This window comes from Pseudomonas bubulae (assembly GCF_900618535.1).
Classification (GTDB): domain Bacteria; phylum Pseudomonadota; class Gammaproteobacteria; order Pseudomonadales; family Pseudomonadaceae; genus Aquipseudomonas; species Aquipseudomonas bubulae.
This window is the reverse complement of the sequence record NZ_UYJA01000002.1, coordinates 583,986-607,052: the sequence shown is the minus strand read 5'-3', so window position 1 is coordinate 607,052 and position 23,067 is coordinate 583,986. Positions and strand designations below refer to the sequence as shown.

The 23,067-nt window shown below is 55.3% G+C and carries 24 protein-coding genes; 15 read left to right on the top strand and 9 right to left on the bottom strand.

Translation table 11 applies throughout. The annotated features are described in order from the left end of the window. Nucleotides 1-5: 5 nt before the first annotated feature. Together PPTH39_RS09480 and dcd are read right to left on the bottom strand one after the other, a co-directional pair. The gene (locus PPTH39_RS09480; RefSeq protein ID WP_095002964.1) at nucleotides 6-212 is read right to left on the bottom strand and encodes a hypothetical protein; all 207 of its coding nucleotides are present in this window, start codon (nucleotides 210-212) and stop codon (nucleotides 6-8) included. A gap of 93 nt (nucleotides 213-305) precedes the next feature. Further along, a complete protein-coding gene (gene dcd, locus PPTH39_RS09475; RefSeq protein WP_016779707.1) occupies nucleotides 306-872 on the bottom strand; it encodes a dCTP deaminase in 567 nt (188 codons plus the stop codon). A gap of 352 nt (nucleotides 873-1,224) precedes the next feature. Between dcd and PPTH39_RS09470 the strand changes: the two genes are divergently transcribed. Next, nucleotides 1,225-1,434 carry a cold-shock protein gene (locus tag PPTH39_RS09470; protein ID WP_002554837.1) on the top strand — a complete coding sequence of 70 codons (210 nt, stop codon included), beginning with the start codon at nucleotides 1,225-1,227 and terminating at the stop codon, nucleotides 1,432-1,434. Between the two features lie 198 nt (nucleotides 1,435-1,632). Here PPTH39_RS09470 and apbC read toward each other — a convergent pair whose 3' ends face one another. Beyond that, complete coding sequence (gene apbC, locus PPTH39_RS09465; RefSeq protein WP_095002963.1) at nucleotides 1,633-2,727, bottom strand: iron-sulfur cluster carrier protein ApbC; 1,095 nt, start codon at nucleotides 2,725-2,727, stop codon at nucleotides 1,633-1,635. 181 nt (nucleotides 2,728-2,908) lie between these two features. Between apbC and metG the strand changes: the two genes are divergently transcribed. The 4 genes from metG (at nucleotide 2,909) to PPTH39_RS09445 (ending at nucleotide 7,143) form a co-directional block, all read left to right on the top strand. After that, nucleotides 2,909-4,960 (top strand): methionine--tRNA ligase, encoded by a 2,052-nt coding sequence (gene metG / locus PPTH39_RS09460; RefSeq protein WP_095019461.1) that lies wholly within the window; start codon nucleotides 2,909-2,911, stop codon nucleotides 4,958-4,960. 204 nt (nucleotides 4,961-5,164) lie between these two features. Further along, nucleotides 5,165-6,157, top strand: coding sequence for an electron transport complex subunit RsxB (gene rsxB / locus PPTH39_RS09455; protein WP_130871906.1), 993 nt, complete (start codon nucleotides 5,165-5,167; stop codon nucleotides 6,155-6,157). 58 nt (nucleotides 6,158-6,215) lie between these two features. Then, nucleotides 6,216-6,854 carry an endonuclease III gene (nth, locus tag PPTH39_RS09450; RefSeq protein WP_095002960.1) on the top strand — a complete coding sequence of 213 codons (639 nt, stop codon included), beginning with the start codon at nucleotides 6,216-6,218 and terminating at the stop codon, nucleotides 6,852-6,854. 106 nt (nucleotides 6,855-6,960) lie between these two features. Next, on the top strand, nucleotides 6,961-7,143 hold the full coding sequence (locus PPTH39_RS09445; RefSeq protein WP_016779702.1) for a PA3496 family putative envelope integrity protein: 183 nt from the start codon (nucleotides 6,961-6,963) through the stop codon (nucleotides 7,141-7,143). Between the two features lie 85 nt (nucleotides 7,144-7,228). Here PPTH39_RS09445 and PPTH39_RS09440 read toward each other — a convergent pair whose 3' ends face one another. Further along, nucleotides 7,229-7,855 carry a response regulator transcription factor gene (locus PPTH39_RS09440; protein WP_095002959.1) on the bottom strand — a complete coding sequence of 209 codons (627 nt, stop codon included), beginning with the start codon at nucleotides 7,853-7,855 and terminating at the stop codon, nucleotides 7,229-7,231. A gap of 991 nt (nucleotides 7,856-8,846) precedes the next feature. Here PPTH39_RS09440 and PPTH39_RS09435 point away from each other — a divergent pair. Continuing rightward, nucleotides 8,847-9,638 (top strand): hypothetical protein, encoded by a 792-nt coding sequence (locus PPTH39_RS09435; RefSeq protein ID WP_130871905.1) that lies wholly within the window; start codon nucleotides 8,847-8,849, stop codon nucleotides 9,636-9,638. A 57-nt stretch (nucleotides 9,639-9,695) separates the two neighbouring features. Here PPTH39_RS09435 and PPTH39_RS09430 read toward each other — a convergent pair whose 3' ends face one another. Then, nucleotides 9,696-10,913: an argininosuccinate synthase gene (locus PPTH39_RS09430; RefSeq protein ID WP_016779698.1), complete on the bottom strand. Its 1,218-nt coding sequence runs from the start codon at nucleotides 10,911-10,913 to the stop codon at nucleotides 9,696-9,698. Between the two features lie 127 nt (nucleotides 10,914-11,040). Beyond that, on the bottom strand, nucleotides 11,041-11,946 hold the full coding sequence (locus PPTH39_RS09425; RefSeq protein WP_095001400.1) for a flagellar protein MotY: 906 nt from the start codon (nucleotides 11,944-11,946) through the stop codon (nucleotides 11,041-11,043). A gap of 155 nt (nucleotides 11,947-12,101) precedes the next feature. Between PPTH39_RS09425 and pyrC the strand changes: the two genes are divergently transcribed. After that, nucleotides 12,102-13,148 carry a dihydroorotase gene (gene pyrC / locus PPTH39_RS09420; protein WP_095001401.1) on the top strand — a complete coding sequence of 349 codons (1,047 nt, stop codon included), beginning with the start codon at nucleotides 12,102-12,104 and terminating at the stop codon, nucleotides 13,146-13,148. Next, nucleotides 13,145-13,819, top strand: coding sequence for a ribonuclease T (gene rnt, locus PPTH39_RS09415; RefSeq protein ID WP_016779695.1), 675 nt, complete (start codon nucleotides 13,145-13,147; stop codon nucleotides 13,817-13,819). The genes pyrC and rnt overlap by 4 nt, the downstream gene beginning before the upstream one ends. A gap of 77 nt (nucleotides 13,820-13,896) precedes the next feature. Here rnt and PPTH39_RS09410 read toward each other — a convergent pair whose 3' ends face one another. Beyond that, complete coding sequence (locus tag PPTH39_RS09410; protein ID WP_095001402.1) at nucleotides 13,897-14,499, bottom strand: peroxiredoxin; 603 nt, start codon at nucleotides 14,497-14,499, stop codon at nucleotides 13,897-13,899. A 278-nt stretch (nucleotides 14,500-14,777) separates the two neighbouring features. On the opposite strand from PPTH39_RS09410, the gene PPTH39_RS09405 reads away from it, so the two are divergent. Next, complete coding sequence (locus PPTH39_RS09405; protein WP_016779693.1) at nucleotides 14,778-14,996, top strand: bacterioferritin-associated ferredoxin; 219 nt, start codon at nucleotides 14,778-14,780, stop codon at nucleotides 14,994-14,996. A gap of 198 nt (nucleotides 14,997-15,194) precedes the next feature. Continuing rightward, nucleotides 15,195-15,665, top strand: coding sequence for a bacterioferritin (bfr, locus tag PPTH39_RS09400; protein ID WP_016779692.1), 471 nt, complete (start codon nucleotides 15,195-15,197; stop codon nucleotides 15,663-15,665). 91 nt (nucleotides 15,666-15,756) lie between these two features. Here the strand turns inward: bfr and grxD are convergent, their stop codons facing one another. Continuing rightward, nucleotides 15,757-16,098: a Grx4 family monothiol glutaredoxin gene (gene grxD, locus PPTH39_RS09395; RefSeq protein WP_016779691.1), complete on the bottom strand. Its 342-nt coding sequence runs from the start codon at nucleotides 16,096-16,098 to the stop codon at nucleotides 15,757-15,759. Nucleotides 16,099-16,610: 512 nt separating this feature from the next. Here grxD and argF point away from each other — a divergent pair. Continuing rightward, nucleotides 16,611-17,531, top strand: coding sequence for an ornithine carbamoyltransferase (gene argF, locus PPTH39_RS09390; RefSeq protein WP_130871904.1), 921 nt, complete (start codon nucleotides 16,611-16,613; stop codon nucleotides 17,529-17,531). Then, complete coding sequence (locus PPTH39_RS09385; protein WP_095001404.1) at nucleotides 17,528-18,637, top strand: ABC transporter ATP-binding protein; 1,110 nt, start codon at nucleotides 17,528-17,530, stop codon at nucleotides 18,635-18,637. The genes argF and PPTH39_RS09385 overlap by 4 nt, the downstream gene beginning before the upstream one ends. A 16-nt stretch (nucleotides 18,638-18,653) precedes the next feature. On the opposite strand, the gene ybaK is transcribed toward PPTH39_RS09385, so the two are convergent. Further along, nucleotides 18,654-19,124, bottom strand: a complete 471-nt coding sequence (gene ybaK / locus PPTH39_RS09380) for a Cys-tRNA(Pro) deacylase (protein ID WP_095001405.1) — start codon at nucleotides 19,122-19,124, stop codon at nucleotides 18,654-18,656. Between the two features lie 370 nt (nucleotides 19,125-19,494). Here ybaK and PPTH39_RS09375 point away from each other — a divergent pair, with 370 nt between their 5' ends. The 3 genes from PPTH39_RS09375 (at nucleotide 19,495) to PPTH39_RS09365 (ending at nucleotide 22,821) form a co-directional block, all read left to right on the top strand. Then, a complete protein-coding gene (locus tag PPTH39_RS09375; protein ID WP_095001406.1) occupies nucleotides 19,495-20,346 on the top strand; it encodes an MIP/aquaporin family protein in 852 nt (283 codons plus the stop codon). Nucleotides 20,347-20,435: 89 nt separating this feature from the next. Further along, nucleotides 20,436-21,941: a glycerol kinase GlpK gene (gene glpK, locus PPTH39_RS09370; RefSeq protein ID WP_095001407.1), complete on the top strand. Its 1,506-nt coding sequence runs from the start codon at nucleotides 20,436-20,438 to the stop codon at nucleotides 21,939-21,941. Nucleotides 21,942-22,065: 124 nt separating this feature from the next. Beyond that, nucleotides 22,066-22,821 (top strand): DeoR family transcriptional regulator, encoded by a 756-nt coding sequence (locus PPTH39_RS09365; protein WP_019823558.1) that lies wholly within the window; start codon nucleotides 22,066-22,068, stop codon nucleotides 22,819-22,821. The last annotated feature ends 246 nt before the right edge of the window (nucleotides 22,822-23,067 follow it).

The following is a 23,067-nucleotide window of genomic DNA, read 5'->3' as shown; positions in this document are numbered from 1 at the left end:
CCGGATCAGGCAACCGGCGCAGGCGGAGGCTCGTCAGGCAGCGTTGGCACGCCTGGTTCGGGCTCGATCGGTTGCGGGCTGTCCGGGTCAGGCTGGCCGGGGATGCCACCTGCATGCAGCTGTGGAAAGGCCAGCAGAGACCAGGCCAGCAGCCCGACCTGATTGGGCTCGAGGTTTGCCAGTTGGGCGCGGATACTCGGATCAATCTTCATAAGGCACTCCTGAGCGATGATCCGGCTCGCTGGATGCGTAACCGGAAATACACTCAATAGAGTGCATTTGCGCTCAAGAATTCCCTCTGTTCGTCAGGTGCGAGGCAAGGTCACGCCGCGCTGGCCCTGATACTTGCCGCCACGGTCCTTGTACGACACTTCACACTCTTCGTCAGATTCGAAGAACAGCATTTGTGCCACGCCTTCATTGGCGTAGATCTTGGCCGGCAATGTCGTGGTGTTGGAAAACTCCAGGGTCACATGACCTTCCCACTCGGGCTCAAGTGGCGTCACGTTAACGATGATGCCGCAACGCGCGTAGGTACTTTTACCCAGGCAGATGGTCAGCACATTGCGCGGAATACGGAAGTACTCAACGGTGCGTGCCAGGGCGAAGGAGTTTGGCGGGATGATGCAAACGTCGCTGGTGACATCGACAAAGCTGCCCGCGTCGAAATTTTTTGGATCAACGGTCGCCGAGTTGATATTGGTGAAGACCTTGAACTCGTTTGCGCAACGAACGTCATAGCCGTAGCTCGAAACGCCGTAGGAGATCAGACGGTTCTCGCCTTCTTCACGCACCTGACGCTCGACGAAAGGTTCGATCATGCCGTGCTCTTGCGCCATGCGGCGAATCCACTTGTCTGGTTTGATGCTCATGGCGGGTGTCCTGAATAGCGAGGTAGAAAATTCTGTTGGGCATCTTACCGCCCCCCAAGGCCCTGTTCAAAAATCTGGGGAAAAAATATCGAAATTAGCTTGAGATCCCCTGAATACAGGGTGTGAGGGCAACCGTCAGTCACGTTTTTGGATAATCCTTCGCAAAGACCCTTTGCACGTTCGGAAAAAAGCGTTAAGGTGGCGCCACTGTGTTGCTTGTGTCACTGAGAATCTCTACACGATATGTTGAATTTCGATCCAACCATCTCCAAGAATTTTTCCTGCTCTTTGCACTCAGTCTCGGCCAGGGCTTTTCCTGCGTCGCAGTTATCTTTGTTCAAGGAGTTACACCATGTCTAATCGCCAAACTGGTACCGTTAAGTGGTTCAACGATGAAAAAGGCTTCGGCTTCATCACTCCACAATCCGGTGACGACCTGTTTGTTCACTTCAAAGCAATCCAATCCGACGGCTTCAAAAGCCTGAAAGAAGGCCAACAGGTTTCTTTCATCGCTACTCGCGGTCAGAAAGGCATGCAAGCTGAGGAAGTTCAAGTTATCTAACTTGTACTGATCCAGTAAAAAACCCCGCCCTTAAAAGCGGGGTTTTTTTATGCCCGTAATAAACCCAGGCACGATTTTGTAGTCGCTGAAGAGGCACGAGGCGGCGATGGGCTGCATAGCGGCCCCAATTTCTGAAGGCCCTGGGGGCCTTATCGCAGCCTCGTACCTCGTCAGCGACTACAGGTATTGCATCGCAATTCAGTCGTCAGTGGTCGTAATGGTCGGCATAGCCTGCGAAGCCGCTTCATGCAGGACAATACGCGCACCCACCTGTCGGGCCAGCTCCTGATAGATCAAGGCAACCGGGCTGTTGGGGTCAGCCACCGCTGTTGGCTTGCCATTGTCGGCCTGCTCGCGGATTTCCATCGACAGCGGCAGCGAGGCCAGCACCTCAACGCCATATTGCGTTGCCAGCTTCTCCCCCCCACCCTCACCGAACAGATGCTCTGCGTGACCACAGTTCGAGCAAATGTGTACCGCCATGTTCTCCACGACACCCAGCACCGGAATGTTGACCTTGCGGAACATCTCGACACCCTTGCGTGCATCCAGCAAAGCCAGATCCTGCGGCGTGGTCACAATCACCGACCCGGTCACCGGGACTTTCTGTGCCAGGGTCAGCTGGATATCGCCGGTACCCGGTGGCATATCAATGACCAGGTAATCAAGGTCATTCCAGGCCGTTTGTGTCACCAGCTGCAGCAACGCACCCGACACCATCGGACCGCGCCACACCATCGGCGTGTTGTCGTCAGTCAAAAAGGCCATCGACATGACTTCAACGCCATGGGCTTCGATGGGCACGAACCACTTCTGATCACGAATCTTCGGCCGCGTACCTTCAGCGATGCCAAACATCACGCCCTGGCTCGGACCATAAATATCCGCGTCCAGAATCCCCACCCGCGCACCTTCACGGGCCAGCGCCAGTGCCAGGTTGGCTGCGGTGGTGGACTTGCCGACACCGCCCTTGCCGGAAGCCACGGCCACAATGTTCTTCACATTGGCCAGGCCCGGGATTTGCGCCTGCGCCTTGTGCGCCGCAATCACGCAGTTGATCTCGACCTTGGCCGAGGTCACGCCATCCATGTTTTCGATGGCGGTTTGCAGGATCTGCGCCCAGCCACCCTTGAACAGACCGGCGGCATAACCCAGTTCAAGCTGAACACTGACGCGCTCACCCTGAACCTCTATGTTGCGGATGCATCCGGCACTGACCGGATCCTGATTCAGATAAGGGTCGGTGTATTGGCGAAGGACGGCCTCCACCGCTGCGCGATTAACTGCGCTCATGGGCAACTCCCGTAAAGACTGAGTAAAACAGGCCGCTATCGTACCTGTAATAAACCACCGGCAGCAGGCTTTTGAACCGCACAAAAACAGCACAAACGATCAGATACGCCAGCACGGGGTGAAATATATTGCCCGGCGCTTTATAGTGGCCGACCACCGTCTCATCAAGTAGCCGAGCCCCATGTCCGAGCCACGCAATATCTTAGTCACCAGCGCCCTGCCCTATGCCAATGGTTCAATTCACCTTGGCCATATGCTTGAGTACATCCAGACTGATATGTGGGTGCGCTTCCAGAAACTTCGCGGCAATCAGTGCACTTATGTCTGCGCAGACGATGCCCACGGCTCGGCCATCATGTTGCGCGCCGAGAAAGAAGGCATCACCCCCGAGCAACTGATCGCCAACGTCCAGGCTGAACACAGCGCCGACTTTGCCGAGTTCCTCGTCGATTTCGACAACTTCCACTCGACCCACGCCGAAGAAAACCGTGAGCTGTCGAGTGCGATCTACATCAAGCTGCGCGAAGCCGGGCATATCGCTACCCGCTCGATCACCCAGTACTTCGACCCGGAAAAGAAAATGTTCCTGGCCGACCGCTTCATCAAGGGCACCTGCCCTAAATGCGGCACTGACGATCAGTACGGCGACAACTGCGAAAAATGCGGCGCCACCTACGCGCCAACCGATCTGAAGAATCCCAAGTCCGCCATCTCCGGCGCCACTCCGGTGCTCAAGGATTCCGAGCACTTCTTCTTCAAGCTGCCCGACTTCGATGCCATGCTCAAAAGCTGGACCCGCAGCGGCGCCCTGCAGGATGCTGTAGCCAACAAGATCGCCGAATGGCTGGATACCGGCCTGCAACAGTGGGATATCTCCCGCGATGCGCCGTACTTCGGCTTCGAGATCCCGGACGCGCCAGGCAAGTACTTCTATGTATGGCTGGACGCACCAATCGGCTACATGGCCAGTTTCAAGAACCTCTGCGCCCGCCGTCCGGATCTGGACTTCGACGCGTACTGGGCCAAGGACTCCACCGCCGAGCTGTACCATTTTATCGGCAAGGACATCGTTAACTTCCACGCCCTGTTCTGGCCAGCCATGCTCGAAGGCGCAGGCTATCGCAAGCCTACTGCCATCAACGTTCACGGTTACCTGACCGTCAACGGCCAGAAGATGTCCAAATCCCGCGGCACCTTTATCAAGGCCCGCACCTACCTGGACCACCTGGCACCGGAATACCTGCGCTACTACTACGCCTCCAAGCTGGGTCGCGGGGTTGATGACCTGGACCTGAACCTGGAAGACTTCGTACAGAAGGTCAACTCGGACCTTGTCGGCAAAGTGGTCAATATCGCCAGTCGTTGTGCAGGCTTTATTCACAAGGGTAACGCCGGTGTGATGGTCGAGGGCAATGCTGCTCCCGAACTGACCGAAGCGTTCCTGGCCGCCGCACCCAGCATTGCCGAGGCCTATGAAGCCCGTGACTTCGCCCGTGCCATGCGTGAAATCATGGCGTTGGCCGACCGTGCCAACGCCTGGATCGCTGACAAGGCTCCTTGGGCAATGGCCAAAGTTGAAGGCAAGCAAGCTGAAGTTCAGGCGGTCTGCGCACTGGGCATCAACCTCTTCCGCCAGCTGATCATCTTCCTCAAGCCGGTCCTGCCAGTACTGGCTGCCGATGCAGAGGCATTCCTGAATGTCGACCCCCTGACCTGGAACGATCACCAGGTGTTGCTGGCCAACCACCAATTGAACGCATTCAAGCCATTGCTGACCCGTATCGACCCGGTCAAGGTCCAGGCCATGACCGATGCTTCGAAAGAAGACCTGGTCGCCAGCCAGACCGACACCGGCAGCGCTGCACCACAGGGCAACGGCGAACTGGTCAAGGAGCCGCTGGCCGCAGAAATCGAGTTCGATACCTTCGCTGCCGTGGACTTGCGCGTCGCGCTGATTCTCAAGGCCGAAGCGGTTGAAGGTGCCGACAAGCTGCTGCGCCTGACCCTGGATATTGGCGACGAGCAACGCAACGTGTTTTCGGGAATCAAGAGCGCCTACCCGAACCCGGCCGAGCTTGAAGGTCGTCTGACCATGATGATCGCCAACCTGAAGCCACGCAAAATGCGCTTTGGCATATCTGAAGGCATGGTGATGGCTGCCGGCCCTGGCGGTGAAGAAATTTACCTGCTCAGCCCGGACAGCGGCGCCAAGCCAGGTCAGCGCATCAAGTAACACTGCCCCTTTGCACCGTCTGGTGGCCTGCAGGCCACCAGACGCTGTTCATCAGTAGCCGCCCCTCCCGTCATGCCGGATAATCAGCCGTCTTTACCGAGCTGAACGATCTTGCACCCACACTTGACCGTCACGCCCCTATTTATCTCTGCGCATGTTGAGCGTCGCCCAGATGCGACCCGCTGTAGCTGGACTGATCACACCATGAGCCTGATTCAACGTATTGATGCTTTACTGCCGCAAACTCAATGCGGGAAATGCGGCCATCCTGGCTGCAAACCCTATGCGCAAGGTATTGCTCAAGGCGAGGCAATCAACAAGTGCCCGCCTGGCGGTGCCGAAACCATTGCTGCACTGGCCAGCTTGCTCAGGGTTCCCGTACTGCAACTGGATACCGATCGCGGCCAGGCCCCACCGCAAGTGGCCTATATTCGCGAAGCCGAATGCATCGGCTGCACCAAATGCATTCAGGCCTGCCCGATCGATGCCATTCTTGGCGCCGCCAAACTGATGCACAGCGTGATTATCGATGAATGCACCGGTTGCGATCTCTGCGTTGCGCCATGCCCGGTGGACTGCATCGAAATGCACCCGCTGCCTGCCAATGTCATCCCGATTGTCGGCGGCCTCGCTCAGAATGAAGAGCAGTTCAACGCCCGTAACCAGAAACGCGAGCATGCCCGCAAGCGCTTCGAGTCGCGCGACGAACGCCTGCGCCACGAAGAGCTGCACAGGCAAGCTGAACGCCTTGCCCGTGCCCAGCGCCCGCCTGCAGGAACCCTCAGCGGCACGCAAACGGATTTCCCCGGGGCAGCATCAGGCAGCCTCAATGACGCCGCACTTAAAAAAGCCAAGGTCACTCTGGCCATGGCCCGCGCGCAATTGAACAAATCGTTGAAGGCCTTCGGGCATCCGCCAACCGCACAGCAGCAATCTCAGCTGGTTATTCTGCAACAGCAGTTTGAATCCGCGCAGCAGGCACTGGCTCAACTGGAGTCAATGCCCCTGGCCGCCACACCCGCACCGATAGCCAATACTGCCGAACTCAAACGGGCAAAAATCCAGCTGGCCATGCGCCGCGCCGAACTTAAAAAAGCCATGGGCCAAGAGGTGTCCGGCACCGAGCTGACACTTTTGGCTGACACTGTCACTCAGGCAGAATCCGCACTCAATGCGCTGGATCCGGGCAAGACTTGAAAAAACCATATAAGCGCCCCACCGTTTATCGGACTGCTCTTCAGGAAAGTTTTTAACCATGAACGCCGTAAAGCGCCTTGAAATATTTCGCCGGTTTCACGAAGACAACCCTGAACCTAAAACCGAACTGGCCTATTCATCGCCTTTTGAACTGCTTATCGCCGTGATCCTGTCTGCACAGGCCACTGACGTCAGCGTTAACAAGGCAATGGCCAAACTGTTTCCGGTCGCCAACACACCAGAAGCCATCTACGCTCTGGGAGTGGAAGGACTGTCGCACTACATCAAGACCATTGGCCTGTATAACAGCAAGGCCAAGAACGTGATCGAAACCTGCCGTTTATTGATTGAGCGCCATGGCAGCCAGGTCCCACAGACCCGAGAAGAGCTTGAAGCACTGCCCGGGGTAGGTCGTAAAACGGCAAACGTTGTGCTCAATACAGCTTTCCGGCAACTGACAATGGCTGTAGACACCCATATTTTCAGGGTCAGCAACCGAACCGGTATTGCCCCTGGCAAAAACGTGGTGGAGGTCGAAAAAAACCTCATGAAGTACGTACCAAAACCCTACCTGCTGGACGCCCATCACTGGCTTATCCTGCACGGGCGCTACGTGTGCCAGGCGCGCAAGCCTCGGTGCGGCAGTTGTCGCATAGAAGACCTGTGCGATTTCAAGGAAAAAACCTCTGATGATTGAGTGATAGGCGTTCTATGGGCTGATCGATTGAGAAAATCTTTTTTACCCAACGAGCGATTATCGCTATAAGGGGCGCCATTAGCTGTCTTAGCCTGGAGTGAATTGAATGAGCACTGGCAAAGAAGAACTGGAAGTAGAGGAAGATTTCGCAGTCGTCGATTCGGACGAAGTCGTAGAGCCTGTTGTCGAGGTCGCTAAAACCAATCTGGCCAAACGCCGCACCATTGACGCACTGCTGGAAGAAAAACGGCTCAGAAAAGAGCTGGAAGATTATGGATACGACCTGTAATCCCGGAGATACGGCATCAAAAGCCTCCTGTTGTGGAGGCTTTTGCTCAGGGGGCTTGGGGTATTACATCTTCAAGCCCCTCTCTTCACACCAGGCCATTGCGCTGTGCCAGCTCAATCAAATCTACAAGTGAACGGGCATTAAGCTTCAATAAAAGGCGCGTTTTGTAGGTGCTCACCGTTTTATTGCTCAAAAACATGCCATCCGCAATTTCCTTGTTACTCTTTCCACGTGCCAACTGCTGCAACACCATCATTTCTCGCCCAGAAAGGCGATTGACCATATCTGCCTCACTGGCATTCCCCAAGCTTGAACGTACTGAGTGCAAGGCTTGATTCGGGAAATAACTGTAGCCAGACAGTACGGCCTTGATTGCACTCAACAGTTCAGTCAAGTCCTGCTGCTTGCATACATAACCGGCTGCACCGGCTTGCATGCAACGCATGGAAAAGTGACCCGGGGCTTGTGAAGTCAACACCAGCACCTTGATAGGCACTGCCGGTGTGGACAACCGCGCTATAACTTCAAGCCCGTCAAGCCTAGGTATTCCAATATCCAGAATTACGATATCAGGCGCATATTCACGCGTAAGCTGCAAAGCATCCACACCATTATCCGTCTCTGCAATAACCTCGTAGCCATGTCGTTCCATGAGCATACGCACAGCAAGACGAATTACAGGATGATCATCCACGATCAGCACTTTATTCATGGGCCATTCCAATTTATCGCTGTTCGAATTTTCAGAACCAGCACCATAGCCTAGTCGCAACAAACTGGGCATAGCACCCCCTCAAGCATCAACAACCAAAGACATTTCCTACAAATATTGGAGATCAACCCTACAGATATCGCCCATTGAAACGCCCCCCACACACTTTCGTCACAAGCTGCCAGACATGGGAAGACCGAAACTCAAGAAAGCGCCGAGAATTAAAATAAAAACCCAACATAGAACTGCAACACTTTCACACAGATAACGAAATCGTACCCACTTAAGACACATTCAAAAAACCAGATATAAAACACATTCAAAAATCTGACCAAACAGCCTGACAACTCAACTACATACCCCACCCCCATGGCCTGCCGCCCAAATAAAATGCCCCACCCACATTAAAAACCACAAAAAACACAGTGACAAATCTCAATGTTCATTCAAATTAAATCTACTATTTTTCCAAGGGAAAATATTACAATTTCATGCTTACAGAATCGGACTACAAATCATTAGGAAAACACCTAAAGCATTAAATCACGCTAAAATAACGGCAAGACGTTCGCCCAGGCAAACCCAACCAAGATAAAAATAAATATTCGATAGATACGTTCATCCACCTACAACCCCCTCTCAGACTTATCATTCAAATCAGTCACTGACTAAAAACCTTACACCCTTTACAAAAAACACTTAACGCCCTTTAACAAGGTCCGACCTGATAACGACAGCCCCCTACAAAAACAAACCTCTTATTCAAGAAATCGATAAATTCCGCCAGCCAGGCGCGACACAATCTCATGCAATTGATTTGCGCCTTAAAAAAAACACGACTAATTTTAAAAAGCGCTAGCAACTCCCTGAAGAAAGCGCTGAACCAATCACCCGACTTACATTGACCCTGCACAGATACTCCAAGCTGGCCATACACCGCCAAGAAGCGCCTTCTTCCTTATCATTCCGACTTTTACCAAAAGGCACTTTCATGATAAAAAACACCATAAAAATCAACCACCCACTTACCGTTATCGCTGTTTTTTCAATGCTGACGGAAGCGTCCGCTGCAGTCTCTCTCCCTTATATCGACAGTGAGCATCAAAAAATATACGTATGGTTCCTGATTGTTTTCCCATCACTTTTGATCACGTTGTTTTTCCTGACCTTAAACTTCAATAACAAAACACTTTATACCCCCGCTGACTTATCCAAAGCCGAGAATACTCCGGAAGGGTTCTCTCAGCCGACTGGCCCTTGCCTGAAGCAAGGCAATTCATTTGCAAGCACAAGTACATCCGCACAACTATTTATACCCGCCTGCCCTTCAGGCTCCCCGTACAGCTTATACAGACCCCATAACATCTTCCTTCAAGGCCAAAGAGTCCACCACGTAGACCCTCCCCCGTTTCCACCCCCCGAAAGAGCGCACGCAACATTCTTTGCCAAGAGTCATGCATGGAGAGAGGGCTCAGAGTTAAAAACACTTTATCTTATGGACCTGAACTACCTGCACTTGCTCTCCCCTCATAAAGGCACTGCCGAAGAGGTATTACATATCTATTACAAAGCAACCCGCAAATATAAAAACACGCCCCCCAGACATGCTGTACTGCTACTGCTTACCAACCAGCACTCCAGTATTCCTCAGGAAACTATTCGACGGGCCATCGACAACTTCAAACATACGTCATCCATCAACCATACAACCATTATCAGCTACAACACCGACGCACACAGATTCACCCTGCTTAACTCACCCCGCCCCCAAACAAATACCTGAATTGCAGGCAAAAAAAAGCCCCAGCCAATTGGCTGGGGCTTTACCAGGCGAGCTGTATTAGAACAACTTGCGCCCTTTATTTGCAGCAATACGCATGCGCAATGCATTCAACTTGATGAAGCCGGCAGCATCGGCCTGATTGTAAGCACCGCCATCCTCTTCAAAGGTTGCGATGTTGGCATCAAACAACGACTCGTCAGACTTGCGACCGGTAACAATCACGTTGCCTTTGTACAGCTTGAGGCGAACAACACCGTTAACGTGAACCTGCGAAGCATCAATCATCTGTTGCAGCATGATGCGCTCAGGGCTCCACCAGTAGCCGGTGTAGATCAGGCTGGCGTACTTTGGCATCAACTCGTCTTTCAAGTGAGCGACTTCACGATCCAGAGTAATCGACTCAATGGCGCGGTGAGCACGCAACATGATGGTGCCGCCCGGGGTTTCATAGCAACCACGGGACTTCATGCCAACATAACGGTTTTCGACGATATCCAGACGGCCGATACCGTGTTCGCCACCAATGCGGTTCAACGTTGCCAGAACAGTCGCAGGTGTCATCTCAACACCGTCCAGCGCAACGATGTCGCCATTACGGTAGGTCAGTTCCAGGTACTGCGGCTTGTCAGGAGCGTTCTCCGGAGAGACGGTCCACTTCCACATGTCTTCTTCGTGCTCAGTCCAGGTATCTTCGAGCACACCACCTTCGTAGGAGATATGCAGCAAGTTGGCATCCATCGAGTACGGGGATTTTTTCTTGCCGTGACGCTCGATCGGGATTGCATGCTTTTCAGCGTAATCCATCAGCTTTTCACGGGAGAGCAAGTCCCACTCACGCCAAGGAGCAATAACCTTCACCCCTGGCTTCAAGGCATAGGCACCCAGTTCAAAGCGAACCTGGTCGTTACCTTTACCCGTTGCACCGTGGGAAATGGCATCGGCGCCCGTTTCATTGGCGATTTCAATCAGGCGTTTGGCAATCAGCGGACGAGCAATGGAAGTACCCAGCAGGTACTCGCCTTCGTAAACGGTGTTGGCGCGGAACATCGGGAAAACGAAGTCACGAACAAACTCTTCGCGCAGGTCATCAATGTAGATTTCCTTGACGCCCATGGCTTGCGCCTTGGCACGTGCAGGTTCGACCTCTTCACCCTGACCCAGGTCAGCGGTAAAGGTTACGACTTCACAGTTATAAGTATCCTGCAGCCACTTCAGGATCACCGAAGTGTCCAGGCCGCCCGAATAAGCCAGAACGACCTTGTTTACGTCCGCCATGCCATCACTCCACGGGTTGTTCGAAAAGCCGAACAGTCTACCGCCCACAGCTATGAATTTACAGAGGCGCGACAGCTTAAGACGACAAAGCGACAGTTTATATCAAAGACGCGACGAGACCGTTGCTTCAGGAAATAGCCGCTGGATTGCTGGGACCTACAGATGGCGCAGCTTTTTCAGGCACAGGGAGCCGTTCCAGGCGGACGCTTACCCGGCGATTTTTCGCCCGGTTTACCCGACTGGTATTCGCCGCCAAGGGGTATTGCTCACCATGGAATCGCACCGTGATCTGCGACTCCTGCAGGCCGTTCTGCTTGAAATACTCCATTACCGCCAATGCCCGGCGCCGCGACAGCTCACGATTGGTCAAGCGATTGCCCTGATTATCGGAATAACCGTCGAGGATGACGTGATTGACTGTAGGGTCTGCCTTCAAGTATTCGACCATGACTTGCAAGTTGACCCGGGCCACCGCGTCCAGTTCGATCCCCCCGCCGGGAAAACCGATCTGGCTTTGTCTGACCTGCTCAAAGTTTTTCGGTAAAAGCTTTGCGGTACAGGCCTCGTAGTCGCCGTAAGCCTGGCGAAACCTGACAGGGAGCAGGCGTACTTCCGAGACATTGCCCTCACGAGAATAATGCCTTATCAAGGGGCTGCGCCCCTCAATCAAGCCTCGAAACAAGTTGGCGGCCTGCGCCTGGGAACTGTTGAAAAGCACCTGCCCACGGCCAATACGCACCGAGCCCAGGTCAATATCACCACGGCCCGGTTGCCAGGGCGCAGCGGCGGCCAACAGCTTGGCAGAGCCCTCGCCCAACATTGAGTTGTAGGCATTAAGACGAAATACAGCCTGTTCTCCTGCACGCCTTACAAAAGCACCCGAACCAAAATCGGTAATCGGCTGAATCAGACGGCATTCGAATTTGTCACCTTCCACTTTCCACTCGATATTCTCCAGCCGCGTCTGAAAAGTCAGAGCCATGGCTGGCAGGCTGGCAAACATACTGAGCAGGATGAAATAACGCTGGCGCACGGGAGGCTCCACAGGCTTGTACGGCAAAAAAACAGGCCACAGATTTACGGCATGCTCATCAGATATCGGTCAGCAATCACAAAACTTGATAGCGAGTGCCTGCCAGAGTCTTTTCCGGTAGCATTCACCTCAGTTCGACCCGCCTGGAATCCCCAATGTCTGACCGCCTGACCCTGCTGCGTCCCGACGACTGGCATATACATCTTCGCGATGGTGCTGTGTTGCCTCACACTGTCGCGGATGTAGCGCGCACTTTTGGCCGCGCCATCATCATGCCCAACCTGGTACCCCCGGTGCGCAATGCCGCCGAGGCCGACGCCTATCGCCAGCGCATCCTGGCTGCACGCCCCGCTGGCAGCCGCTTCGAGCCGCTGATGGTGCTGTACCTCACCGATCGTACCCAGCCAGAAGACATTCGCACGGCCAAGGCCAGCGGATTCGTCCATGCAGCCAAGCTGTATCCGGCCGGGGCAACGACCAACTCCGACTCCGGTGTAACCAGTATCGACGCGATCTTCCCGGTTCTGGAAGTCATGGCCGAAGTCGGCATGCCTTTGCTGATCCACGGTGAAGTCACCCGAGCCGGCGTAGACGTCTTTGACCGCGAAAAGATCTTCATCGACGAGCATATGCGCCGCGTCGTAGATCGTTTCCCGACGCTGAAAGTCGTGTTTGAGCACATCACCACCGCGGATGCGGTGCAGTTCGTCAACGAGGCTTCAGCCAACGTCGGCGCAACCATTACCGCTCATCACCTGTTGTACAACCGCAATCACATGCTGGTTGGCGGCATTCGCCCGCACTTTTATTGCCTGCCGATCCTCAAGCGCAACACCCATCAGGAAGCCCTGCTGGATGCGGCCACCAGCGGCAGCGAGAAGTTTTTCCTGGGCACTGACTCGGCACCTCACGCCCAGCACGCCAAGGAAGCGGCGTGCGGTTGCGCCGGGTGTTATACCGCCTATGCGGCCATCGAGATGTACGCCGAAGCGTTCGAACAGCGCAATGCGCTCGACAAGCTGGAAGCCTTTGCCAGCCTTAACGGCCCGCGCTTCTACGGCTTGCCCGCCAGCAACGAACAGATCACCCTGGTTCGCCAGGAGTGGACCGCCCCAACCAGCCTGCCTTTCGGCGAGCTGACCGTAATTCCGCTGCGCGCCGGTGAAACACTGCGCTGGCGCCTGCTGGAGGAACAGCTGTGAGTGACGACCATTATGATGACGAACACGAAGGCGGCCATGGCGGCGGTCCACGCCACCCGATGGCAGAGCGCTTTCGCGGTTATCTGCCGGTCGTAATCGATGTTGAAACCGGCGGTTTCAACAGTGCTACTGATGCATTGCTGGAAATTGCTGCCGTAACGATCGGCATGGACGAAAGAGGCTTTGTGTTCCCCGAACACACCTATTTCCACCGTGTCGAGCCGTTTGAAGGCGCCAATATCGAAGCCGCTGCACTGGAATTCACCGGTATCAAGCTCGATCACCCACTGCGCATGGCCGTCAGTGAAGAGACAGCCCTGACCGATATCTTCCGCGGTGTGCGCAAGGCCCTGAAGGCCAATGGCTGCAAACGCGCCATTCTGGTGGGGCATAACAGCAGCTTCGACCTGGGCTTCCTCAACGCCGCTGTCGCGCGCCTGGACATGAAGCGCAACCCTTTCCACCCGTTCTCGAGCTTTGACACCGCGACCCTTGCTGGCCTGGCCTATGGCCAGACCGTCCTGGCAAAAGCCTGCCAGGCCGCCGACATCGACTTTGATGGGCGTGAAGCACACTCGGCCCGTTACGACACCGAGAAAACCGCCGAGTTGTTCTGTGGCATCGTAAACAGCTGGAAACAAATGGGCGGCTGGAAAGACTTCAACGACTGATTCTGTCGTAAAGGCTTACAGCGCACCATAAAAAAACCGGACACTGGGTCCGGTTTTTTTATGCCTGAAACTGACGATTACAGCTGGTCAGCATTTTCAGTCAGGTAAGCCGCAACACCTGCAGTCGAAGCGGTCATGCCCTTGTCGCCTTTTTTCCAGTTGGCCGGGCAAACTTCGCCGTGCTCTTCGTGGAATTGCAGGGCGTCAACCAGACGCAGCAGCTCGTCCATGTTGCGGCCCAGTGGCAGGTCGTTGACGATCTGCGAGCGCACAACGCCTTTGTCGTCGATCAGGAACGCGCCGCGCAGAGCCACGCCGCCTTCGGTTTCAACGTCGTAGGCCTTGCAGATGGCGTGATTGATGTCGGCAGCCATGGTGTATTTCACCTGGCCGATGCCGCCATTGTTCACTGGCGTGTTGCGCCATGCGTTGTGGGTGAAATGGGAGTCAATGGACACCGCAACCACTTCAACATTGCGCGCCTGGAACTCAGGAATACGGTGATCCAGTGCGATCAGCTCGGACGGGCATACGAAAGTGAAGTCCAGTGGGTAGAAGAACACCAGGCCATATTTGCCTTTGATGGCGGAGGACAGCGTGAAGCTGTCAACGATTTCGCCAGTGCCAAGTACGGCGGCGACGGTGAAGTCAGGGGCTTGTTTGCCTACGAGTACGCTCATTGGATATCTCCTGGTGTGCAGCGTGAAAAACAGAACCTGATTGGGCAGCCGTTGAAAACGACGCCAGGCAATCAGCTCCCGGGTAAAAAGACCGGTCATCATACACCGCTCGTCGGAACTGGCAGGCACCCTTTTTCACCCGCCCGAAAGCGCTCAAAAGAACCGTTCGTCAGCACAGTGCCTGAGACCCTCAATTGAGACTCAAGGTACTTTGACAATCATTCTCGTTAACATTAAGATCCTTGGCATTGAATCCCAACCAGCGATGGTTCTTATTTATGTACGTTTGCCTTTGCACTGGCGTCACCGATGGAAAAATCCGCGACGCAATCTACGACGGTTGCTGCAGTTACCGTGAAGTGCGTGAAGCGACAGGTGTTGCCAGCCAATGTGGCAAATGTGCCTGTCTGGCCAAGCAAGTGGTTCGCGAAACCCTTTCCTCGCTGCAAGCCAGCCAGGCTGTCATGAGTTTCCCGGCAGAATTTTCAGTCGCCTGATTAACCAATTCCAAAGAACCGGACATAGCGTCCGGTTTTTTTATGCCCAGAATTCAAGTGCTTAGGCCCAAGACGCGGAACACAAACATTCTTATTCCGATTAATTTTCATTTATTATTCAAATACTTAGGTTTGACAGTCTGCAAGGTGCGGATCAAACTCTGCCCTATATACAGTTAATTAAGGCAGGCCCCAGCCATGAAAGGCGACATTTCGGTTATTCAGCACCTCAACAAAATTCTCGGCAACGAACTGGTCGCAATCAACCAATACTTCCTGCATGCACGCATGTATCAGGATTGGGGCCTGGAGAAGTTGGGCGCGCATGAGTACCACGAGTCCATCGACGAGATGAAACACGCGGACAAACTGATTAAACGCATCCTGTTCCTGGAAGGCCTGCCAAACGTACAGGACTTGGGCAAGCTGCATATCGGCGAGCACACCAAGGAAATGCTGGAGTGTGACCTGCGCATCGAGAAGACTGGCCACGCCGACCTCAAGGCCGCCATTGCCCATTGTGAAGTAGTTGGTGACTTTGGCAGCCGGGAAATGCTCGAAGATATTCTTGAGTCGGAAGAAGAACATATCGACTGGCTGGAAACTCAGTTGGGCCTGATCGACAAAGTGGGTATTGAGAATTACCTGCAATCGCAAATGGGTGAGTAACTAACACCCATTAAAAAGCCCCGCCTTGTTTATCACAGAGGCGGGGCTTTTTTATGCGTGCGACAAAACAACTGTCACGACGCGACTGATATCAGGCTTCAGTCTTGTTTGCTGCGGCTTTCTCGACAGCTTCTTTGATCAAAGCCTGCAAAGAACCATCAGCGGCCATTTCAGCCATGATGTCGCTACCGCCAACCAGCTCGCCACCTACCCACAATTGCGGGAAAGTTGGCCAGTTGGCGTACTTTGGCAGATTGGCACGAATTTCAGGATTCTGGAGGATGTCCACGTAAGCGAACTTCTCGCCACACCCCATGACTGCCTGAGCAGCTTTAGCCGAAAAGCCGCACTGCGGGGCATTCGGGGAGCCTTTCATGTAGAGCAGAATGGTGTTGTTGGCAATCTGGTCTTTAATAGTTTCGATGATATCCATGGAGCACCTCGGCTGAACTTTCCGACGCAGATGTCGGCACGGTGGCGCATTGTAACGGAAAGCCGAGCGCGACGCTCGGTCTCCCCGACAGACAATAGTATGCCCCTGCTCCCTCCACAAAGCTTGTTGTCCCTGCCGAGAAACGATGGCTGCGAGCAGTTAAACCCCGCCTCATGACAGGAATGCTGCCAACGCCATCGCAGCCGTCGCTCCTCGCCAGCGATGACAAATACGACGACCTCGCCCCCCCCTCGCAATTGCCAAGCTACGCCACGGCAGTGTACAAATGGGCAGCTGAGGTGAGGCAAACCGCCTGATGTGGCTCATGCAGCGCAAGACCCGCTCAAACCTCTATACATATGACCCTTATTGGCAAGACGCGACATTTCCTTATAAGATCGCGCCTTCCCCTATTTCGTCGCCCCGTGCGGCTTTCGCCGCAGGTCTCGCCCGTTTTTCCGAAAACCCCGGCCTTGAGCATCTGCGATCGTTGCAAAAAAAGGTAGTTAATGATGAGCGCAAGGCACTTTCTCTCCCTGATGGATTGCACTCCCGAAGAGCTAGTCAGCGTGATTCGCCGCGGCATCGAGCTTAAGGACCTGCGCCAGCGCAGCGTTCTGTTCGAACCCTTGAAAGGTCGCGTACTGGGCATGATTTTCGAAAAATCATCGACCCGCACCCGCCTGTCATTTGAAGCTGGCATGATCCAGCTCGGTGGCCAGGCCATTTTTCTGTCACCACGAGATACCCAACTGGGTCGTGGCGAACCGATAGACGACTGCGCCATCGTCATGTCACGCATGCTTGACGCCGTCATGATCCGCACCTTCGCCCACAGCACCCTGACCGAGTTTGCGGCCAATTCCCGCGTACCGGTTATCAATGGCCTGTCGGACGACCTGCACCCATGCCAGCTGCTGGCTGACATGCAGACCTTCCTTGAGCATCGCGGATCGATCAAGGGCAAGACCGTGGCCTGGATTGGTGACGGCAACAACATGTGCAACAGCTATATAGAAGCGGCTATCCAGTTTGACTTCCACCTGCGTGTTGCCTGCCCGCAAGGCTATGAGCCCAACCCCGAGTTCGTGGCGCTGGCAGGCGAACGCGTTACCATCGTTCGCGACCCGCGTGATGCCGTGATTGGCGCCCACCTGGTGAGCACCGACGTATGGACATCAATGGGTCAGGAAGACGAAACGGCCAAGCGCCTCGAACTGTTTGCCCCGTATCAGGTCAACCGTGCCCTGCTCGACCTGGCGGCCGATGACGTGCTGTTCATGCACTGCCTGCCTGCTCATCGCGGCGAAGAGATCAGCGTCGACCTGCTGGACGACCCTCGCTCCGTGGCCTGGGATCAGGCCGAAAACCGCCTGCATGCGCAAAAAGCGCTGCTCGAATTCCTTGTCCAACCGGCGTACCAATCCGCATGAGTCAGCCGCTATTGCTAAACCTTCGTGATCTGGCCTGTGGGTATCAGGGCCAGAGCGTGGTGCAAAACCTCAACCTGCATCTCAATGCCGGTGATATCGGCTGCTTGCTGGGCTCTTCGGGGTGCGGCAAAACCACGACATTGCGTGCTATTGCCGGGTTCGAACCGGTACACCAGGGTGAAATCAGGCTGGCAGGCGAAGTGATCTCCAGCGCCGGCTTCACCTTGGCACCCGAGAAACGTCGTATTGGTATGGTGTTTCAGGACTACGCCCTGTTCCCGCACCTGAGCGTGGCCGACAACATTGCCTTCGGCATTCGCAAGCACCCGAACAAAGACCGTGTGACCGAAGAGCTGCTTGAGCTGGTCAACCTTAAAAACCTGGGCAAACGTTTTGCGCACGAGTTATCAGGTGGTCAGCAGCAACGCGTTGCCCTGGCCCGCGCCCTGGCACCCGAGCCGCAACTGCTGTTGCTGGATGAGCCATTCTCCAATCTGGATGGCGAGCTGCGCCGCAAGCTCAGCCACGAAGTGCGCGATATCCTGAAAGCCCGTGGCACCAGTGCGATTTTGGTGACACACGATCAGGAAGAAGCCTTCGCTGTCAGCGATCATGTTGGCGTGTTCAAGGAAGGCCGCCTTGAACAGTGGGACACCCCTTACAACCTCTACCACGAACCTCAGACTCCCTTTGTGGCGAGCTTTATCGGTCAGGGCTACTTTATTCGCGGCCAGTTGCTGACACCTGAATCGGTACAAACCGAGCTGGGTGTCTTGCGTGGCAACCGTGCGTATACCTGGCCAACGGGCGGTGCAGTGGATGTATTGCTGCGCCCGGACGATATCGTCTACGCACCGGACAGCGATTTGAAGGCGCGGATCATCGGCAAGACATTTCTCGGCGCATCGACCCTTTATCGCCTGCAACTGCCGACAGGCAGCCAGCTGGAGTCGATCTTCCCGAGTCATGCCGACCACTTGCCTGGCGCTGAAGTGGGCATTCGCGTTGCCGCCGAACACCTGGTGATGTTTCAAACCAGCGGCAGCATAGCGGCGCAAATCCCGCAATCCGAATCAGGTGTAAGGCGTTTCAGCACAGCGCACTAAAAACCTGTGGCAGCGCTTACGCCCTGCCTACTTCTGCGAACTTCGCTTGCGTGTGCTCTGCCAGCACCGCAGGCGCCAGTTCCACCTCCAGGCCGCGTCGTCCGGCGCTGACAAAAATAGTCGAAAAACCCTCGGCACTTTTATCAATAAAAGTACGCAGGCGCTTCTTTTGCCCCAACGGGCTGATCCCGCCAAGCAGATAACCTGTGGAGCGCTGAGCCGCCGCCGGGTCCGCCATTTCGACTTTTTTCACCCCCGCTGCCTGAGCCAGCGCTTTCAAATCAAGACTTCCGACGACCGGTACGACGGCAACCAGCAACTCGCCCTTTTCACTGCTGGCCAACAGCGTCTTGAACACTTGCGCAGGCTCCAGGCCAAGCTTTTCTGCGGCCTCCAGGCCGTAAGATGCCGCCTTGGGGTCGTGTTCATAGCTGTGTACCCGATGTTCGGCGCGAACTTTTTTCAGCAGGTCCAGTGCAGGCGTCATGACAGCTCCAGTTTTGCAGAGGAGAAAGAAATACGATGGCCGATTTTAGGCTATTACCCCGTAAAAAGGCGCTGAAACCGAGGTTACAGACCCAGCATGTAGCGAAAAAGTTACCTTTACCCCTCTCAATTCGTAGTCTTTGTTTACATAAAAACCAATACCAAAGCACTCATCTGAAGTCAGAATGTGAATACCCGTTCACTTTCGACCTTTGACAGCAGTGTTTCTTGTCTATATTTTTTCGAATCTGAATATACTCACACGACTCAGCCTGACAGCGTAAAACACAAATACGCAGTTCCCGGTCCAGGCTCAGGCGCACTGCCACCCTGATTGACGACGTCAAAAAAAAACAATAACGAGGTTTTACATGTCGACTGCATCGCAGCACCCCACACTTTCAGGCCAGTGCCTGGCCGAGTTTCTCGGCACCGCACTTTTGATATTCTTCGGTACCGGCTGTGTTGCGGCTCTCAAGGTCGCGGGCGCAAGTTTTGGCCTATGGGAAATCAGCATCATCTGGGGCATTGGCGTCAGCATGGCGATTTATCTGACGGCGGGCGTTTCCGGCGCACACCTGAACCCGGCGGTCAGCATTGCGCTGTGCCTGTTCACCGATTTTGAAAAACGTAAACTGCCTTTCTATATCCTCGCCCAGATCGCAGGGGCCTTTTGCGCAGCGGCGTTGGTTTACACGCTCTACAGCAACCTGTTCTTCGATTACGAACAAGCCCACCAGATGGTACGTGGCAGCCAGGCCAGCCTGGAATTGGCCTCGGTATTCTCGACCTACCCGCACCCTTCGCTGACAACGCTGCAGGCCTTCCTCGTCGAGCTTGTGATAACCGCTATCCTTATGGGCGTAATCATGGCCCTGACCGACGACAAAAACGGCTTGCCCCGTGGCCCATTGGCCCCCCTGCTGATCGGCTTGCTGATCGCCGTCATTGGCAGCTCGATGGGCCCATTGACCGGTTTTGCGATGAACCCTGCGCGTGATTTCGGGCCCAAGCTGATGACTTTCTTCGCTGGTTGGGGGGACGTCTCGTTCACCGGCGGGCGCGATATCCCGTATTTCCTGATTCCAATTTTTGCACCCATCGTAGGTGCCTGTCTGGGCGCTGCCATTTATCGCGGGATGATTGCCCGGCACTTGCCTGACATTGCCCCGGCAGATGCGGTTACCCAAGCCGCTGCGCCTGCAAAGACCCAGGCATCCTGATACCGACTGATGAAACGGGGCGCACGAGACCTACTGCCCGTTACCTGTCTCGCGCCCGCAACCTCCCTCATTCTGCAAGGCACTAACAAATGACCGACACTCAGAATAAGAACTACATCATTGCGCTGGACCAAGGCACCACCAGTTCGCGAGCGATCATCTTCGATCGTGACGCCAACGTGGTGTGCACAGCACAACGTGAGTTCCAACAGCATTACCCGCAACCGGGCTGGGTCGAACACGACCCGATGGAGATTTTTGCCACCCAGAGCGCCGTGATGGTTGAGGCCCTGGCCCAGGCCGGCCTGCATCATGACCAGGTTGCCGCCATCGGCATTACTAACCAGCGCGAAACCACGGTGGTCTGGGACAAAGAAAGCGGCCGCCCGATCTACAACGCCATCGTCTGGCAATGCCGTCGCAGCACCGAGATCTGCGAGCAGCTCAAACGCGACGGTCACGAGCAATACATCAGCGACACCACCGGCCTGGTGACCGACCCGTACTTCTCCGGCACCAAACTGAAGTGGATCCTCGACAACGTCGAAGGCAGCCGCGAACGGGCGCGCAAAGGCGAACTGCTGTTTGGCACCATCGACAGCTGGCTGATCTGGAAATTTACCGGCGGCAAAACCCACGTTACCGATTACACCAACGCCTCGCGCACCATGCTCTTTAACATCCACACTCTGGAGTGGGATGCCAAGATGCTGGAGGTGCTGGATATCCCGCGCGAAATGCTGCCTGAAGTGAAGTCGTCTTCAGAAATCTACGGCCGCACCAAAAGCGGTATCGCCATCGGCGGCATTGCCGGCGACCAACAGGCCGCGCTGTTTGGCCAGATGTGCGTCGAGCCCGGCCAGGCCAAGAACACCTACGGCACCGGCTGCTTCCTGCTGATGAACACCGGCGCCAACGCCGTGAAGTCGACCCACGGCATGCTGACCACCATCGCCTGCGGCCCCCGCGGCGAAGTGGCCTACGCCCTGGAAGGCGCCGTGTTCAACGGTGGTTCCACCGTGCAATGGCTGCGTGACGAACTGAAGATCATCAACGACGCCCACGACACCGAATACTTCGCCAATAAAGTCAAAGACAGCAATGGCGTGTATCTGGTGCCTGCCTTCACCGGCCTCGGTGCCCCCTACTGGGACCCGTATGCCCGTGGCGCACTGTTCGGCCTTACTCGCGGTGTACGCGTAGACCACATCATTCGTGCTGCGCTGGAGTCGATTGCCTACCAGACACGGGACGTACTGGACGCTATGCAACAGGACTCCGGCGAACGCCTCAAAGCCCTGCGTGTAGACGGTGGTGCCGTAGCCAACAACTTCCTGATGCAGTTTCAGGCAGACATCCTCGGCACCCAGGTTGAACGCCCGCAAATGCGTGAAACCACGGCCTTGGGCGCTGCCTACCTGGCGGGTCTGGCTTGCGGCTTCTGGGGCAGCCTGGATGAACTGCGCGGCAAGGCGGTGATCGAGCGCGAGTTCGAACCTGCACTGGACGAAAGCTGCAAAGAGAAGCTCTATGCCGGCTGGAAAAAAGCCGTAAGCCGTACCCGCGACTGGGAACCTCACGAAGAAAGCAACTAAGTACGGGCAATTACATCTGCGGGCGCCTATGGCGCCCGCAGTTGCTTGAGGCACCTGCGAGTAGCAGACGACGCTTTCCTGCGGCATCATGGGTGAATTTGCTTCGCCGCCCAAAGGAAACTCCATGAATCTGCCTCCACGCCAACAGCAGATCCTCGAACTCGTACGCGAGCGCGGTTATGTCAGCATCGAGGAAATGGCTCAGTTGTTCGTCGTCACGCCGCAGACCATTCGCCGTGACATCAACCAGTTGGCAGAAGCCGACCTGTTGCGCCGCTACCACGGTGGCGCCGCCTATGACTCCAGTGTAGAGAACACCGCCTACGCCATGCGGGCCGACCAGATGCGCGATGAAAAACGCCGCATTGGCGAAGCCATTGCCGCCCAGATTCCCGATCACGCCTCGATTTTCATCAATATCGGCACCACCACCGAGTCGATTGCCCGGGCGCTGCTCAACCACAATCACCTGAAAATCATCACCAACAACCTGCATGTTGCGTCGATCCTGAGCGCAAAAGACGACTTCGAAGTACTGATCGCCGGCGGCAATGTGCGCCGCGATGGTGGCATCGTCGGTCAGGCCAGCGTCGACTTTATCAACCAGTTCAAGTTCGACTTCGCCTTGGTTGGTATCAGCGGTATCGATTCTGACGGCAGCTTGCTGGACTTTGACTATCAGGAAGTACGCGTATCCCAGGCGATTATCGCCAATGCCCGACAAACTATCCTGGCAGCGGACTCCAGCAAGTTCGGCCGCAATGCAATGGTCCGCCTGGGCCCGATCACCTTGATCGATTGCCTGGTCACCGACCAGCCGCCCGTGCCGGAGCTGGCGCAACTGCTGGCCCAGAACAAAATTCGTCTGGAAGTGGTGTAACCGCACTCAGATAGTGATGCGGGTTCAGATGCTGTGGGGCGGGCTTGCTCGCGATGGCATCACCGCAACCTGACAGATGAGCCGCAGCGCCTGCATTGCGAGCAATGCCTGCTCCCGCAGAATCATTGCCCTACACTAAAATGTTCGAAATTCTTCCTTTCGACGCCCTTCGATGAGTTTTTTCAATCGAAGGGTGCTGGCTGCGCGCGCCTTTATCCGCTAATATTTTCGCAAATGAACATTAAT

Coding starts and splice junctions, on each gene's coding strand:
- PPTH39_RS09480 (WP_095002964.1), bottom strand. CDS start 212: ATGAAGATTGATCCGAGTATCCGCGCCCAACTGGCAAACCTCGAGCCC.
- dcd (WP_016779707.1), bottom strand. CDS start 872: ATGAGCATCAAACCAGACAAGTGGATTCGCCGCATGGCGCAAGAGCAC.
- PPTH39_RS09470 (WP_002554837.1), top strand. CDS start 1,225: ATGTCTAATCGCCAAACTGGTACCGTTAAGTGGTTCAACGATGAAAAA.
- apbC (WP_095002963.1), bottom strand. CDS start 2,727: ATGAGCGCAGTTAATCGCGCAGCGGTGGAGGCCGTCCTTCGCCAATAC.
- metG (WP_095019461.1), top strand. CDS start 2,909: ATGTCCGAGCCACGCAATATCTTAGTCACCAGCGCCCTGCCCTATGCC.
- rsxB (WP_130871906.1), top strand. CDS start 5,165: ATGAGCCTGATTCAACGTATTGATGCTTTACTGCCGCAAACTCAATGC.
- nth (WP_095002960.1), top strand. CDS start 6,216: ATGAACGCCGTAAAGCGCCTTGAAATATTTCGCCGGTTTCACGAAGAC.
- PPTH39_RS09445 (WP_016779702.1), top strand. CDS start 6,961: ATGAGCACTGGCAAAGAAGAACTGGAAGTAGAGGAAGATTTCGCAGTC.
- PPTH39_RS09440 (WP_095002959.1), bottom strand. CDS start 7,855: ATGAATAAAGTGCTGATCGTGGATGATCATCCTGTAATTCGTCTTGCT.
- PPTH39_RS09435 (WP_130871905.1), top strand. CDS start 8,847: ATGATAAAAAACACCATAAAAATCAACCACCCACTTACCGTTATCGCT.
- PPTH39_RS09430 (WP_016779698.1), bottom strand. CDS start 10,913: ATGGCGGACGTAAACAAGGTCGTTCTGGCTTATTCGGGCGGCCTGGAC.
- pyrC (WP_095001401.1), top strand. CDS start 12,102: ATGTCTGACCGCCTGACCCTGCTGCGTCCCGACGACTGGCATATACAT.
- PPTH39_RS09410 (WP_095001402.1), bottom strand. CDS start 14,499: ATGAGCGTACTCGTAGGCAAACAAGCCCCTGACTTCACCGTCGCCGCC.
- PPTH39_RS09405 (WP_016779693.1), top strand. CDS start 14,778: ATGTACGTTTGCCTTTGCACTGGCGTCACCGATGGAAAAATCCGCGAC.
- bfr (WP_016779692.1), top strand. CDS start 15,195: ATGAAAGGCGACATTTCGGTTATTCAGCACCTCAACAAAATTCTCGGC.
- grxD (WP_016779691.1), bottom strand. CDS start 16,098: ATGGATATCATCGAAACTATTAAAGACCAGATTGCCAACAACACCATT.
- argF (WP_130871904.1), top strand. CDS start 16,611: ATGAGCGCAAGGCACTTTCTCTCCCTGATGGATTGCACTCCCGAAGAG.
- PPTH39_RS09385 (WP_095001404.1), top strand. CDS start 17,528: ATGAGTCAGCCGCTATTGCTAAACCTTCGTGATCTGGCCTGTGGGTAT.
- ybaK (WP_095001405.1), bottom strand. CDS start 19,124: ATGACGCCTGCACTGGACCTGCTGAAAAAAGTTCGCGCCGAACATCGG.
- PPTH39_RS09375 (WP_095001406.1), top strand. CDS start 19,495: ATGTCGACTGCATCGCAGCACCCCACACTTTCAGGCCAGTGCCTGGCC.
- glpK (WP_095001407.1), top strand. CDS start 20,436: ATGACCGACACTCAGAATAAGAACTACATCATTGCGCTGGACCAAGGC.
- PPTH39_RS09365 (WP_019823558.1), top strand. CDS start 22,066: ATGAATCTGCCTCCACGCCAACAGCAGATCCTCGAACTCGTACGCGAG.